Here is a 12,546-nt window from a genome sequence, read left to right as displayed (position 1 = left end):
GGCGCGTCCGCCGGGCTGCTCGTGGGCGGGGGGGCTCATCGGTGCGTTCGGCGCGGGCCCCGTGCTGGTGGTCACGGGCGCGCTGCAGGTGGTGGCGGCCCTGGTCGCCGCCGTCTGGCTCCGCACCCGCCGCACCGCGGACGCCCGGCCGGGCGGACCCCTCAGCCCCGCGACGCCGCCGTCAGGCTCGTGACCGCCGCCGCCAGGTCGCGCAGGCGCGTGCCGGTGCGGGACACCAGGTCGTCGAGCTCGATGGGTCCGGGCGCGATGGAGAACGCCGCGGCGATCCCCGCCGCGCGGGCCTGTGCCTCCGGCAGCAGCACCTGACCGGCCACGACGACGACCGGCGGCCGGCGGGGCGACGCCGCCGCGAGCCGGGCCACACCGTCGGCCACCTTGCCGTTGACCGACTGCGAGTCGAACGAGCCCTCGCCGGTGATCACGAGGTCGGCGTCGGCGAGGGCGGCGGGCAGGCCGACGGCCTCGGCGACGAGCTCGGCGCCCGGCGTCGTCTCGGCGTCGAGCACCGCGACGAGGCCGGCGGGGACACCACCGGCGGCACCCGCGCCCGGGAGCTCGGCGACGGCCCGCCCGGTCTCGGCCTCGAGCACGTGCGCCCAGTGCCGCAGGGCGTCGTCGAGGAAGTCGGCGACGCCGTCGCGCGCGCCCTTCTGCGGACCGAAGACCTGCGCCGCCCCGAGCTCGCCGACCAGCGGGTTCGTGACGTCGACGGCCAGCCGCCAGCGCACCTCGCGGGCCCGCGGGTGCAGCCCGGCCAGGTCGAGCGACGCCACCGCGGCGAGGCCCTCTCCGCCGTCGGGCACGTCGCGGCCCTCGGCGTCGAGGAGCCGGGCGCCCAGGCCGGTCAGGATGCCCGCCCCGCCGTCGGTCGACGCGGACCCGCCGAGGCACAGCAGGATCTCGGAGACGCCCGCGTCGAGCGCGGCCCGGGCGACGTCGCCCGTCCCCCGCGTGCTCGCGTGCAAGGGCTGGAGCGGCACGTCCGCGACCCGTGGCAGCCCGCTGGCCTCCGCGAGCTCGACGACGGCGGTGCGGCCGTCCGGCGACACCACCCACCGGGCCTGCGCGGGGCGGCCGATCGCGTCGACCGTCGCGACCGTCTCCGGTTCCCCGCCCCAGACCGCGAGGAGCGCGTCGAGGGTTCCCTCGCCGCCGTCGGCCATGGGCAGGCGCGCGACGACGGCGTCCGGCGCGACGTCCAGCACGCCCTCGGCGACGGCGGACGCGACCTCGGAGGCCGACAGGCTCCCCTTGAACGAGTCGGGACAGACGACGACGCGAAGCGGCTCCACGCGCCCGATCGTAGGCGGTCGGGCGGGTCAGGCGGCCAGGATCTCGGTCACCGGGACGTGCACGCGCCCCAGCGCCTCGGCCACGCCCGCGTTGGTGACCTGCCCCGCGTGGGTGTTGAGGCCGCGGGCGAGCGCGGCGTCGTCCTGCAGCGCCGTGCGCCACCCCTTCGTGGCGAGCGCCGCGACGTACGGCAGCGTGACGTTGGTCAGCGCCCGGGTCGACGTCGCGGGCACGGCACCGGGCATGTTGGCGACGCAGTAGTAGAGGGTCTCGTGCACGGGGAAGGTGGGGGCGTCGTGCGTGGTGGGCCGCGTGTGCTCGAAGCAGCCGCCCTGGTCGACGGCGATGTCGACCAGCACGGCGCCGGGCCGCATGGCCTTGACCATCGCGTCGGTGACGAGGCGCGGCGCCGCCGCACCCGGCACGAGGACGGACCCGATCACCAGGTCCGCGGTCTCGACCTGCTCGGCGACCTCGTACGTCGTCGACGCGCGCGTGGCGACGGCGCCGCCGAACCGCGCCTCGATCCGGCGCAGCGCGGGCAGGGAGACGTCGAGCACCGTGACGTCGGCACCGGTGCCGAGCGCGTTGGCCGCCGCGTGCTCGCCGGCCACGCCGCCGCCGATCACCACGACCTTGGCCTTGGGCGTCCCGGGCACGCCGCCCATGAGCACACCGGTCCCGCCGTGCGGCCGCAGGAGGTGGTAGGCACCGACCTGGGCGGAGAGCCGCCCGGCAACCTCGCTCATCGGGCTCAGCAGCGGGAGCGAGCCGTCGGCGAGCTGCACGGTCTCGTAGGCGATCGCCGTGGTCCCGGCGGCGAGCAGCGCGTCGGCGCAGGGACCGGACGCCGCGAGGTGGAGGTAGGTGAAGACGGTGAGGTCGGGGCGCATGAGACCGAGCTCGGCCTCGATCGGCTCCTTGACCTTGACGAGCAGCTCGGCGGCGCCCCACACCTCGGCGGCGTCGGCCAGGATGCGCGCACCCGCGAGCCGGTAGTCGTCGTCGGCGAAGCCGGAGCCGAGGCCGGCGCCGGCCTGGACCAGCACCTCGTGGCCGCGACGGACGAGCTCGTGCGCACCTGCCGGGGTGACAGCGACCCGGTTCTCGTTGTTCTTGATCTCGCTCGGAACTCCAATGTTCATGGGCCGACGGTAGACACCCACCCGTGTGCGGGTCGAGAACACATTCCTGAATAGAATGTTCGGCTGTGCTGCACAAGAATGCGGTCATGCTCAACCCCTGGCGCCTGCGCCTGCTCCACCAGCTCCACCTGCTCGGCACCGTGCGCGCCGTGGCCGAGGCGACCCACCTCAGCCCGTCGAGCGTGTCCCAGCAGCTCGCCACGCTCGAGGCCGAGTCGAAGGCGCAGCTCTTCGAGCGCGCCGGACGGCGCATCCGTCTCACACCCGCCGGCGTCACGCTCGCGCACCACGCGGCCGACATCCTCGACCGCATCGCGACGGCGGAGGCCGACCTGGCGGGGCTCTACTCCGAGGCCGCCGGCGTCGTCCGGGTCGCGGCGTTCACCAGCGCGTTCCACGGCATCGTCGTCCCGGCCGTCGCCGACCTCGCCGCGGCCCACCCGCGCGTGGCCGTCGAGCTCACGGAGGCGGAACCCCTGGTCAGCCGGGCTGCCGTCCAGCGAGGGGAGGTCGACGTCGCGGTCTGCGCGGACTTCCCCGACGCCCCCGTTCCGCCCGAGGCCGACCTCGCGCGCCTCCCGCTCACGGGTGACCGCGTGGTGCTCGTGACGGCGCGCGACACGACGCCGAGCGAGCGGTCCGGCCGGGTCGACCTCGCCTCCCTCGCCGACGAACCCTGGGCGTTCGAGCACCCGGGAGCGCACCTGGCGGACCTGGCCGAGCGCCTGTGCCGGCGTGCCGGGTTCACGCCCGCCACCGTGGCGCGGTTCAGCAGCCACGGCACGCTCCTGAGCCACGTCGAGGCGGGCCTGTCGGTGACGCTGCTGCCGCTGCTGGCCGTGCACGACCGCTACGCGGTGCACACGTTCGACCTCGTGGACCCGCCCCGCCGCGACATCCACCTCGTGGCGCGCCGCACGACGCTCGACCGCGCCGCCGCCCGCGTCGTGACGGAGGCGCTGCAGCGCGCCGCGCGGGCGTCCTGAGGGCGGCTGCGCGCGGGGGCGGGCGCGCCGGGGTCAGAAGTCGTCGATGTCGGACTGGGCCGTGCGCAGGCGCTCGGTCAGCTCGCGCAGGCGGGACAGCTCCGCGGCGTCCATCGCCGGCGTCACGTAGTGCGCGATCGAGCGCACGTGCCGGCGGCCGAGCTCCTTCTGGGTCTCGGACCCCTCCTCGGTGAGGCTGACCAGCACGCCGCGGCCGTCCTCGGGCGCGGGGTGCCTGCGCACCAGGCCGCGCTTCTCCAGGCGCTCGACCATGCGGGACAGCGACGACTGCGCCATGAGGATGTTCTCGTTGAGCTCGCGCAGCCGCAGCGTCTCGCCCGGTGCGAGCGCGAGCGTGAACAGCACGTCGTACTCCCGCATGCTCAGGTCGCCCCAGATGTCGTCCGCCAGCAGGCGGCGCATCACCGTCACCTGCGCCCGGAACAGCGACTCCCACGCCTCGGCCGCCTCTCGCGCCGACGGCTCACGTCGCTCGGTCATCAGCGCGTACTCCGTCTCATTCACGGCACGCTACCCGAGGGGACTTTCACTTACCCACTTGGGCGAGTGGTGGCGAATTTCACCATACGAAGCGCGACTCGGCGACCCCGGCGCGGACCCCGGCGTCAGCGGCCGAGGCGACGCTCGCGCAGCGAGAAGTCGCGCAGCGCGCGCAGGAAGTCGACGCGGCGGAACGCGGGCCAGTACGCCTCACAGAAGTAGAACTCGCTGTGCTGGCTCTGCCACATCAGGAAGCCGCCGATGCGCTGCTCACCGGACGTGCGGATCACGAGCTCGGGGTCGGGCTGGCCTTTCGTGTACAGGTGCTCGGCGATGTGCTCGACGTCGATGGACTCGGCGAGCTCGGCCAGGGTGGCCCCGTCCTTGGCGCGCTCCGTGAGGTACGAGCGGACGGCGTCGGCGATCTCGGTGCGGCCGCCGTAGCCGATGGCCACGTTGACCTGGAGCCCGCTGACGCCGGCCGTCCGCTCGGCGGCGGCGCGCAGCGCCGAGGCCAGGCGCGCGGGCAGCAGGTCGAGCCGGCCGATGACGCGCAGGCGCCAGCGCCCCGAGCCGGCGAGGTCGGTGACCGCGTCCTCGATGATGTCCAGCAGGTTGCTCAGCTCGTCGGCCGACCGGCCGAGGTTGTCCGTCGACAGCATCCACAGGGTGACGACCTCGATGCCCAGCGACTCCGCCCAGCCGAGGAACTCGCCGATCTTGTCGGCACCGCGCCGGTGGCCGGTCGCCGCCGTCTCGCCGAACGAGCGCGCCCACCGGCGGTTCCCGTCCAGCATGACGCCGATGTGCCGGGGCAGGGTCGCGCCCTGCAGGGATGTGGCGAGGCGTCGCTCGTAGAGGCGGTACAGCGGGCTGGGCAGGCGCACGGATACCTCAGGTCGGTCGGGCCGCGGGCGCCACGAGACGCGGTCCGCACGGCAGCACTGGCCGGGGTGGGTGACACCCGGCGGGACGTGCACAAAGGTACCCCTCGCCGGGCCGCGTCCCGGCGCGCGCAGGGCCCGGGAACCGCGCCGACGGGCGACTCGCGCCAACCCGGCGCAGGATCTTCACAAGGCCCTTCTCCGGCGTGACGACCCTTAACCTACGCTGGAGTAGGTTACGCAACCGTAGGTACAGTTCCCCGTGCCGGGGGACGCCGGTTGCCGAGGACGAAGGAGGCTACGTGGTAGCTGCTGCAGACGGACCGGACCGCTCGTCCGGACACCGCGACGAGGTCACGGACCAGGCCTCAGGTGCCCTGGACGGCGTGCGCGCCTCCGTCTCGGCCACGGTCGAGAAGGTCGAGCGGAAGATCAAGCCCCGGCTGCGCGGCTGGATCCACGCGGGCACGTTCCCGTTCGCGGTGGCCGCCGGCATCGTGCTCATCGCGCTCGCCCCGACGCTCGAGGGCAAGATCTCCGCGTCGGTGTTCGCGCTGAGCGCCTGCCTGCTCTTCGGCGTCTCCGCGGTCTACCACCGCGGCAACTGGTCGCCGCGCACCGACGCCGTGCTCCGGCGCCTCGACCACACCAACATCTTCCTCATCATCGCGGGCACGTACACGCCCCTGGCCGTGCTGCTCCTGCCGCCCGACCGGTCGACCGTGCTGCTCACCATCGTCTGGAGCGGCGCGCTCGTCGGGCTCCTCGCCCGTGTCTTCTGGCTCAACGCGCCCCGCTGGGTCTACGTGCCCGTCTATCTCGCCCTCGGCTGGGTGGCCGTGGCGTACATGGGCCAGTTCTGGGCCACGGGGGGCCCCGCGGTCGTGTGGCTGATCATCGGCGGCGGCATTGCCTACACGCTCGGCGCGATCGTCTACGGCACCAAGAAGCCCGATCCCAGCCCGCTCTGGTTCGGCTTCCACGAGATCTTCCACGTCTTCACGGTGCTCGGCTTCGCGTGCCACGTCGTCGCGATCTACCTGGCGAACCTGGCGATCTGAACGGGCCGGGTTGAGCGGTCCCGGTGCCGCTCAGCCGCCGTTCAGACCGGCGAGGAACAGGTCCTCGAAGAGCGCCCCGTCGGCGGTGGTGCTCGCGTGCTGCGGCGTGCCGCCGGGCGCCGCCACGGTGCGGCCCGCGGACGGTCCGTCCAGGACGACGTCGACCGGACGCACCCGGTACCCCACGCCCTCGCCGGTGACGAGCGAGACCGCGGCCAGCGTGTCCCACCAGTACATGATCCCGAGATCGATGAGCTCGGGCAGGCCTGGCTGCGTCACGATGGCGTGCACCGTGCGCGCCTCGTACGTGGTGGCCCGCGCCCCGAGCCGCTCGACGTAGGCGGGCGTGATCGGGGCGTGGTTCGTGGCGTCGAGCGAGACGACGTGCACGCGCGCACCCGGCACGCGCGCGAGGACCCGGTCGGCGGCGCCCGGGTCGATCCACATGTTGACCTCCTGGGTGTTGTCGAACCCCTCGGTGGTCGAGCCGAACAGGTTGACGCCGACGTCGAACGCCCCGCCCATGACGACCACCCGGCCCAGGCGCCGGTCGACGGTGCGGGGGCTCATCCGGTCGAGCGCGGCCGCCACGTTGCTCAGCGGGCCCGTGGCCAGCAGGGTCACCGGCCGGTGCGACGCACGGACCGTGTCCGCGATGAGGCGGGCGGCCGGCACCTGGCCGGGCCGGTCGGGCACGTCGCCGTCACCGAGGGCGCTGCTCAGCACCTGCTCGAACAGCACCCGGGCCTCGGGCGGCGGCTCGTTGACCCACTGCTCGGAGCCGTCCGCGACCGGCACGTGCGGCAGCCCGCAGTGGGCCAGGATCGTGCGGGCGTGCGTGAGCGAGCGCCCGGGCGTGCCCACCCCGTTGTTCACGACGGTCACGGCGCGCAGGTCGATGAGCCCGCGCTTGTCCGCCTGGCAGAGGTACAGCAGCGTGGCGGCGTCGTCGAAGTCCAGGTCGGAGTCGTAGACCACGGGGACGGGGCCGCCGGGACGCGCGGCCTCCGCGTCGCGCTCCGCCGCCGCGGCCGGTGTCAGGGCAGCTCCCGCCAACCCGAGAGCGAGTGCCCCTGACGCCAGTGCGCGCACGCCCGAGGTGCGCCGGCGAGCCGTGACCATGACCTGCCCCCTCCGTCTCCGGACGGAGCCATCCTGGCCGGTCGCCACGCACGTGCCCACGACCTTCGCCCCTGCCCGAAGGTGCGCACCGGTCGGCTCAGCCCCGCGCCGGGGTCACGGCGTAGCGGCGGTTGGCGAGCGACGGGTTGGCACGGCGCACCTCCGCGACCCGCGCGGGGTCGAGGTCCGCCGTGCGGTACGTCTCCTCCTCGCCGAGCTCGAGCGCGACGACGCCGTCGGGCCCGGCGACGAGCGACCGGCCCGTGACGCCCGGCCCGGTCATGCCCACACCGACCACCGCGGCCGTGTTCTCGATGGCCCGGGCCAGCAGCAGGGTGCGCCAGTGGTCCGCCTTGAGCGGCCCGGCGACCCACGCCGCCGGGTAGACGAGCACGTCGGCACCGGCGTCGACCACCCGCCGGGACGCCTCGGGGAAGCGCAGGTCGTAGCAGGTCAGCACGCCGAAGGTGAGGTCACCGACCCGGAGCGTGACGGGCTCGGCGTCGGGCGGGCCGGGCTCGAGGTGGTCCGACTCCCGGTAGCCGAACGCGTCGTAGAGGTGCACCTTGCGGTAGACGCCGGCGAGCTCGCCCGCCGCGTCGACCGCGACGAGGGCGTTGACGGCGCGGGCGGGAGGCCCGGCCGCGGCGGAGCCCGGGAGCGTGACGCCCGCGATCACGGCGATCCCCGTGCTGCCCGCGCTCTCGCGCAGGAGCGTCACGTACGGGCCGTCGAGCGGCTCCGCGTGCGCGGGCCCGACGCCGCGCGGGTCGTATCCCGACGCGTACTCGGGGAGCACCAGCAGGTCGGCCCTCGCGCGCGACGCCTCGTCGAGCGCGTCGCGCGCGGTGCGCCGGTTGACCTCACGGTCCTGCGCGACGACGACCTGCGCGACCGTGACGCGGACCGGCGCGGGGCCGTCAGTCACCGCCACCGCCGCCGCCGGTGTCGGACGAGCCTCCGTCGGAGCCGCCGGACGAACCGCCCGACGGGCTGCCGCCGGTGGTGTCGCCGCCGGACGGGGAGGCCGACGGCTCGGGCTCCGGCCCGGCGGAGCCGTCCTCGTCACGGTCCGGACGCTGGGTCCGGGCCGGACCCTCGGCCCCGACGGCAGGCACCGACCCGACCGTCCCGTCCCGACGGACGCCGATGACCTCCTGCTTCGGCACGGGCAGACCGGCCCGCTCCGCGTTGTGGCGCGCCTGCCGCAGGTGCCTGCTCATGTTGAGGAACAGGAGCACGCAGGCGACGGCCAGGGCGAACGTCACGAGGAAGCCCACGAGGCCCGGCGAGACCTGCCACTCCTCGAGGCCGGGGCGCAGCTCGATCTCGGTGGGCGCGGGCGACGGCTCCGTCGCGAACGACAGCGCGGCGGCGGCGAGGCGGCTCATGCGGGCACCTCCGACCGGACGCCCTCGAACAGGTCCTCCTCGTAGGTGCCCGGCGCGCGCTCGGGCAGCGGCACGCGCGACTCGGCGAGCTCGTACTCGTCCCAGGGCCAGACGTCGGCCTCGAGGTCGCGCGGCACGGCGAAGAAGAACCCGTGGGGGTCGATCTGCGAGGCGTGGGCCGCGAGGGCGGCGTCGCGCTGCGCGAAGTAGTCCGCGACCGGCACGAGCGTCGTGAGCTCGCGCTCGGGGATCTCGCGGGCGTCGCGGGACGCGACCCAGTCCCCGAACGGCGACTCGAGCCCTGCGCCCTCCATCGCCTCGTGCACGGCGCGGATGCGCCGCATCGAGAACCCGTGGTTGTAGTACAGCTTGAGCGGCTGCCAGGGCGCGCCCGTCCCCGGGTAGCGCTCGGGGTCGCCGGCCGCGTGGAACGCCTCGAACGACACCTCGTGGCACTTGATGTGGTCCGGGTGCGGGTACCCGCCCGACGGGTCGTACGTCGTGATGACGTGGGGCCGGAACTCGCGCACGGCCTGGACCAGCGGCGCAGCGGCCTCCTCGAGCGGCACGAGGCCGAAGCTGCCCTCGGGCAGCGGCGGCAGCGGGTCGCCCTCCGGCAGGCCGGAGTCCACGAAGCCGAGCCACCGGTGCCGGACGCCGAGCGCCTCGGCGGCGCGCGCCATCTCGAGCTCACGCACCGCACGGCGGCCCTCGATCGTCTCGAACTCGTGGCCGTCCGGCACCACGAACGAGCTGTTCAGGATGTCGCCACGCTCACCGCCCGTGCACGTCACGACGAGGACCTCCACCCCCTCCGCGGCGTAGCGGGCGGTCGTGGCGGCGCCCTTGCTCGACTCGTCGTCCGGGTGCGCGTGCACCGCCATGAGTCGGAGCGGCTCGCGCTCGGGTACGGACACGGGGTCCTCCTGTGAGATGCGTCTGCGGGATGCGTGCTGGGCCACTCGCTCTGGGACACTCGACCCATGGACCATGATGGTCCACGGACAATCTTGCTACGAACCACCGACACCCCGAGCCCCCTGACCCGAGCGAGCCGTGATGACCGACCCCGAGACCGACACCCCGACCGGCTCCCCCGCGCCCGACCTCGCGGACCGCTACGGCCGGTCCCGCACCCCGGCGCGCACGGCGGCCGGCTCCGGCCGCACCCCCGGCCCCCGCCCTGACCAGGACGAGGACCCCTGGGACGAGAGCGACGGCATCGGCCCGCGGCCCCGGCTGACCGTCGGCGCGCGCATCACCGTGTGGGTCGCGCTGGCGGCCGCCGTCGCCGTCGCCGCGTGGTTCACGATCGTCGACACGCAGCGCGACCCGGTGTCGTTCACCGACGTGGGCTTCTCCGTGACCAGCCCCGAGGAGGTCGAGGTGACGTTCGACGTGAGCATGCCGCCCGGCACGGGGGCCGTGTGCACGATCACCGCGCTGAACAGGAGCTTCGCCGAGGTCGGGGCGCTCGACGTGGAGGTCGGCCCGCAGGAGGAGCGGACCACCCGGCACACGGCGACCGTCGCGACGACCGAGCTCGCGACGACCGGCGTGGTCGACCACTGCCGGGTGGCCTGACGCCCGCGGCCCGGGCCGCCCCACCGTCCGCTGAGAGCGGAAAGGTCGGGGGCGTCGGCAAAGGTTTCCCGGAAATTGGTATTCTTGTCGTTTCACACGCTGTGTTGACCGGCTGACGCGCGTGCCCGTTCCGCCCGTCGGCCGGGACCTGCGCGCTGCCGTGGACTGTCGCTCGACCCGAGCAACGACGAAAGGAGAGCCCCCGTGGCCGAAGCCTCTGTCACCTGGCTCACCCAGGAGGCGCACGACAAGCTCAAGGCGGAGCTGGAGCATCTCTCCGGCCCGTACCGGGCGGAGATCACCGAGCGCATCGCCGCTGCCCGCGACGAGGGCGATCTCAAGGAGAACGGCGGCTACCACGCCGCGCGCGAGGAGCAGGCCAAGAACGAGGCACGCATCCTGGAGCTCACGGAGAAGCTCCGGCACGTGCAGGTCGGCACCCCGGCGGACGACGGCAAGGTGGAGCCGGGCATGGTCGTGACGGCGCTGGTCGCGGGCGACGAGATGACGTTCCTGTTCGGCTCGCGCGAGATGGCCGGGTCCACCGACCTCGACGTCTACTCGCCGACGTCGCCGCTCGGTGCCGCGATCGACGGCAAGTCCGTCGGCGACACGACGAGCTACACCGCGCCGAACGGGCGCGAGATCTCCGTGGAGATCACGGCGGCCAAGCCCTTCGCGGGCTGAGCCCCGGACCAAGACACCCCGACGGACCTGTCCGGCACGCCTGTGCCCGGCAGGTCCGTCGTCGTCGTGGCACCCGGCGTCAGACCTCGCGTGCTTCGCCCTCCTGCAGCGCCGCCAGGCGGGACCGGAGCAGGCGCCGGTCCCCTTCGCGGTCGACCTGGTCGAGCGCGCGCCGGTACTCCGCCACGGCCTCCGCCGTCCGCCCGGCCCGGCGCAGCAGGTCCGCCCGCGCCGCGGGCAGCAGGTGGTAGGCCGCGAGCTCGGGGGCCGCTGCGACGTCGTCGAGCACGCGCAGGCCTGCCTCGGGGCCCCGCGCCATGCCGACGGCGACCGCGCGGTTGAGGGCGACGACCGGCGAGCGCGTCATGCCGAGCAGCACGTCGTAGAGGGCCTCGATCTCCGCCCAGTCGGTCGCCTCGGGCGACGGGGCCCGCGCGTGGAGCGCCGCGATCGCGGCCTGCACCTGGTACGGGCCGGGGCGACGGCGCGCGAGGGCGTCGTCGAGCACCGTGAGGCCCTCGGAGATCTCGTCGTGCCGCCACAGGCTCCGGTCCTGCTCCTCGATCGTGCGCGGCACGTCGCCGGCAGGGCGGCCGAGCCGGGCGTCGCGCCGTGCGTGCTGGAGCAGCAGCAGCGCGAGGAGCCCACGCGCCTCGGGCTCGTCGGGCAGCAGGCGGGCGACGAGCCGCGCGACGCGCACCGCGTCGCCGGCCAGCGCCCGCCGGTCCGGCGTGCCGTCGGGCTCGGCCCAGGCGTCGTACCCCTCGGTGAACAGCACGTACAGGACCGCGAGGACCGCGGAGACGCGCTCGTGCAGCAGGTCCGGCGGCGGCACACGGACGGCGATGCCGGCGGCGCGGATCTTGCGCTTGGCACGCGTCAGGCGCTGGGCCATCGTCGTCTCCGGAACGAGGAAGGCACGCGCGACCTGCGCCGTCGTCATGCCGGTGAGCGAGCGCAGGGTCAGCGCGACACGGCCCTCGAGCGGCAGCGCCGGGTGGCAGCACGTGAAGATCAGCCGCAGCAGGTCTCCGTCGGGGTCGTCGGCCGCGCCGGCCCAGCCCGCCGCGTCGTCGGCGGCGCCGACCGCCTCGAGCACCGGGTCGGCGGAGGCGGTCGTGAGCGGCTCGGCCAGGCGCGCCGCCGTCGTCACCTTCTCGGTCTCGACCGCGCGCCGCCGGAGCCGGTCCAGCGCGCGGCGCCGCGCCGTCGTCGTGAGCCAGGCGCCAGGACGCTCGGGGACGCCGTCGCGCTGCCACGTGCGCAGCGCGACGGCGAACGCCTCCTGGGCGCAGTCCTCGGCGAGGTCGAGGTCTCCCGTGCTGCGGGCGACCGCCGCGAGGACCCGGCCCCACTCGTCACGGAACGCCTCCGCGACGGCCTGCCCGACGTCGGTCACGCGCCCGCAGGACCGCCGACGGCGCCCTGACCTGCCGCGCCGGCCGCGCCCTCGTCCGCGGCGCCGGGGCCGTCCTCGGGCGAACCGTCCCCGAGGCCCAGAGGCCAGAACGGACGCAGCTCGATCGCCCCCGCGTACGCCATCGGGTGCGCCGCCGCGATCGTGATCGCCTCGTCGAGGTCGGGGGCCTCGATCACGTCGAACCCGGCGACGACCTCCTTGGTCTCGGAGAACGGGCCGTCGGTGACCACGACCTCGCCCGCGCGGACCTGCACGCCGACGGCGTCGACAGGCGGCCGCAGCCGCTCACCCAGGACGCCGCGGCCGGAGCCGTAGGTGTCCCGCACCCAGTCCTCGATCGCGGGCACGCCCTCCGGTTCGGCGGGCGCGTCGGGGGTGGACAGGACGAGCATGAGGTAACGCATGGTGTGCTCCCTTCGGCGGGGACGTGCCCCGGTGACGTCGTGACGCG

General features: G+C 74.8%; 14 protein-coding genes. 4 read left to right on the top strand and 10 right to left on the bottom strand.

Going from position 1 to position 12,546, the window contains the following annotated elements; all coding sequences use genetic code 11:
- Positions 1 to 161: 161 nt before the first annotated feature.
- Together HLB15_RS04835 and ald are read right to left on the bottom strand one after the other, a co-directional pair.
- On the bottom strand, positions 162 to 1,313 hold the full coding sequence (locus tag HLB15_RS04835; RefSeq protein ID WP_171104173.1) for a glycerate kinase: 1,152 nt from the start codon (positions 1,311 to 1,313) through the stop codon (positions 162 to 164).
- A gap of 27 nt (positions 1,314 to 1,340) precedes the next feature.
- Positions 1,341 to 2,459, bottom strand: a complete 1,119-nt coding sequence (ald, locus tag HLB15_RS04830; RefSeq protein WP_171104172.1) for an alanine dehydrogenase — start codon at positions 2,457 to 2,459, stop codon at positions 1,341 to 1,343.
- A gap of 65 nt (positions 2,460 to 2,524) precedes the next feature.
- On the opposite strand from ald, the gene HLB15_RS04825 reads away from it, so the two are divergent.
- The gene (locus tag HLB15_RS04825) at positions 2,525 to 3,445 is read left to right on the top strand and encodes a LysR substrate-binding domain-containing protein (protein WP_212759511.1); all 921 of its coding nucleotides are present in this window, start codon (positions 2,525 to 2,527) and stop codon (positions 3,443 to 3,445) included.
- Between the two features lie 33 nt (positions 3,446 to 3,478).
- On the opposite strand, the gene HLB15_RS04820 is transcribed toward HLB15_RS04825, so the two are convergent.
- Together HLB15_RS04820 and HLB15_RS04815 are read right to left on the bottom strand one after the other, a co-directional pair.
- Positions 3,479 to 3,946: a MarR family winged helix-turn-helix transcriptional regulator gene (locus HLB15_RS04820; RefSeq protein WP_171104184.1), complete on the bottom strand. Its 468-nt coding sequence runs from the start codon at positions 3,944 to 3,946 to the stop codon at positions 3,479 to 3,481.
- A gap of 125 nt (positions 3,947 to 4,071) precedes the next feature.
- Positions 4,072 to 4,833, bottom strand: a complete 762-nt coding sequence (locus HLB15_RS04815; RefSeq protein ID WP_171104171.1) for an isoprenyl transferase — start codon at positions 4,831 to 4,833, stop codon at positions 4,072 to 4,074.
- Between the two features lie 299 nt (positions 4,834 to 5,132).
- On the opposite strand from HLB15_RS04815, the gene trhA reads away from it, so the two are divergent.
- The gene (gene trhA, locus HLB15_RS04810) at positions 5,133 to 5,891 is read left to right on the top strand and encodes a PAQR family membrane homeostasis protein TrhA (protein WP_171104170.1); all 759 of its coding nucleotides are present in this window, start codon (positions 5,133 to 5,135) and stop codon (positions 5,889 to 5,891) included.
- Between the two features lie 30 nt (positions 5,892 to 5,921).
- On the opposite strand, the gene HLB15_RS04805 is transcribed toward trhA, so the two are convergent.
- The 4 genes from HLB15_RS04805 to mca all read right to left on the bottom strand — a co-directional run bounded on the left by HLB15_RS04805 (position 5,922) and on the right by mca (position 9,288).
- Positions 5,922 to 7,013, bottom strand: a complete 1,092-nt coding sequence (locus tag HLB15_RS04805; RefSeq protein WP_171104169.1) for a nucleoside hydrolase — start codon at positions 7,011 to 7,013, stop codon at positions 5,922 to 5,924.
- 97 nt (positions 7,014 to 7,110) lie between these two features.
- Positions 7,111 to 7,941 carry a carbon-nitrogen hydrolase family protein gene (locus tag HLB15_RS04800; RefSeq protein ID WP_229785552.1) on the bottom strand — a complete coding sequence of 277 codons (831 nt, stop codon included), beginning with the start codon at positions 7,939 to 7,941 and terminating at the stop codon, positions 7,111 to 7,113.
- A complete protein-coding gene (locus HLB15_RS23970; RefSeq protein WP_171104167.1) occupies positions 7,934 to 8,404 on the bottom strand; it encodes a hypothetical protein in 471 nt (156 codons plus the stop codon). The genes HLB15_RS04800 and HLB15_RS23970 overlap by 8 nt, the downstream gene beginning before the upstream one ends.
- Entirely contained in the window at positions 8,401 to 9,288 is an 888-nt protein-coding gene (gene mca, locus HLB15_RS04790; RefSeq protein ID WP_171104183.1) for a mycothiol conjugate amidase Mca, read from the bottom strand. Before mca ends, HLB15_RS23970 begins: the two co-directional genes overlap by 4 nt.
- Positions 9,289 to 9,463: 175 nt before the next feature.
- Here mca and HLB15_RS04785 point away from each other — a divergent pair, with 175 nt between their 5' ends.
- Positions 9,464 to 9,988 (top strand): DUF4307 domain-containing protein, encoded by a 525-nt coding sequence (locus tag HLB15_RS04785; protein ID WP_171104166.1) that lies wholly within the window; start codon positions 9,464 to 9,466, stop codon positions 9,986 to 9,988.
- Positions 9,989 to 10,192: 204 nt separating this feature from the next.
- Positions 10,193 to 10,675, top strand: a complete 483-nt coding sequence (gene greA, locus HLB15_RS04780; protein ID WP_171104165.1) for a transcription elongation factor GreA — start codon at positions 10,193 to 10,195, stop codon at positions 10,673 to 10,675.
- 79 nt (positions 10,676 to 10,754) lie between these two features.
- Here the strand turns inward: greA and HLB15_RS04775 are convergent, their stop codons facing one another.
- A complete protein-coding gene (locus tag HLB15_RS04775) occupies positions 10,755 to 12,074 on the bottom strand; it encodes an RNA polymerase sigma factor (protein ID WP_171104164.1) in 1,320 nt (439 codons plus the stop codon).
- Complete coding sequence (locus HLB15_RS04770; RefSeq protein WP_171104163.1) at positions 12,071 to 12,499, bottom strand: YciI family protein; 429 nt, start codon at positions 12,497 to 12,499, stop codon at positions 12,071 to 12,073. The genes HLB15_RS04775 and HLB15_RS04770 overlap by 4 nt, the downstream gene beginning before the upstream one ends.
- Between the last annotated feature and the right edge of the window lie 47 nt (positions 12,500 to 12,546).

Source organism: Promicromonospora citrea (assembly GCF_013004695.1).
GTDB lineage: Bacteria > Actinomycetota > Actinomycetes > Actinomycetales > Cellulomonadaceae > Promicromonospora > Promicromonospora citrea.
Note: the sequence above shows the minus strand (reverse complement) of the source record. Positions and strands in the feature narration are given on the sequence as shown.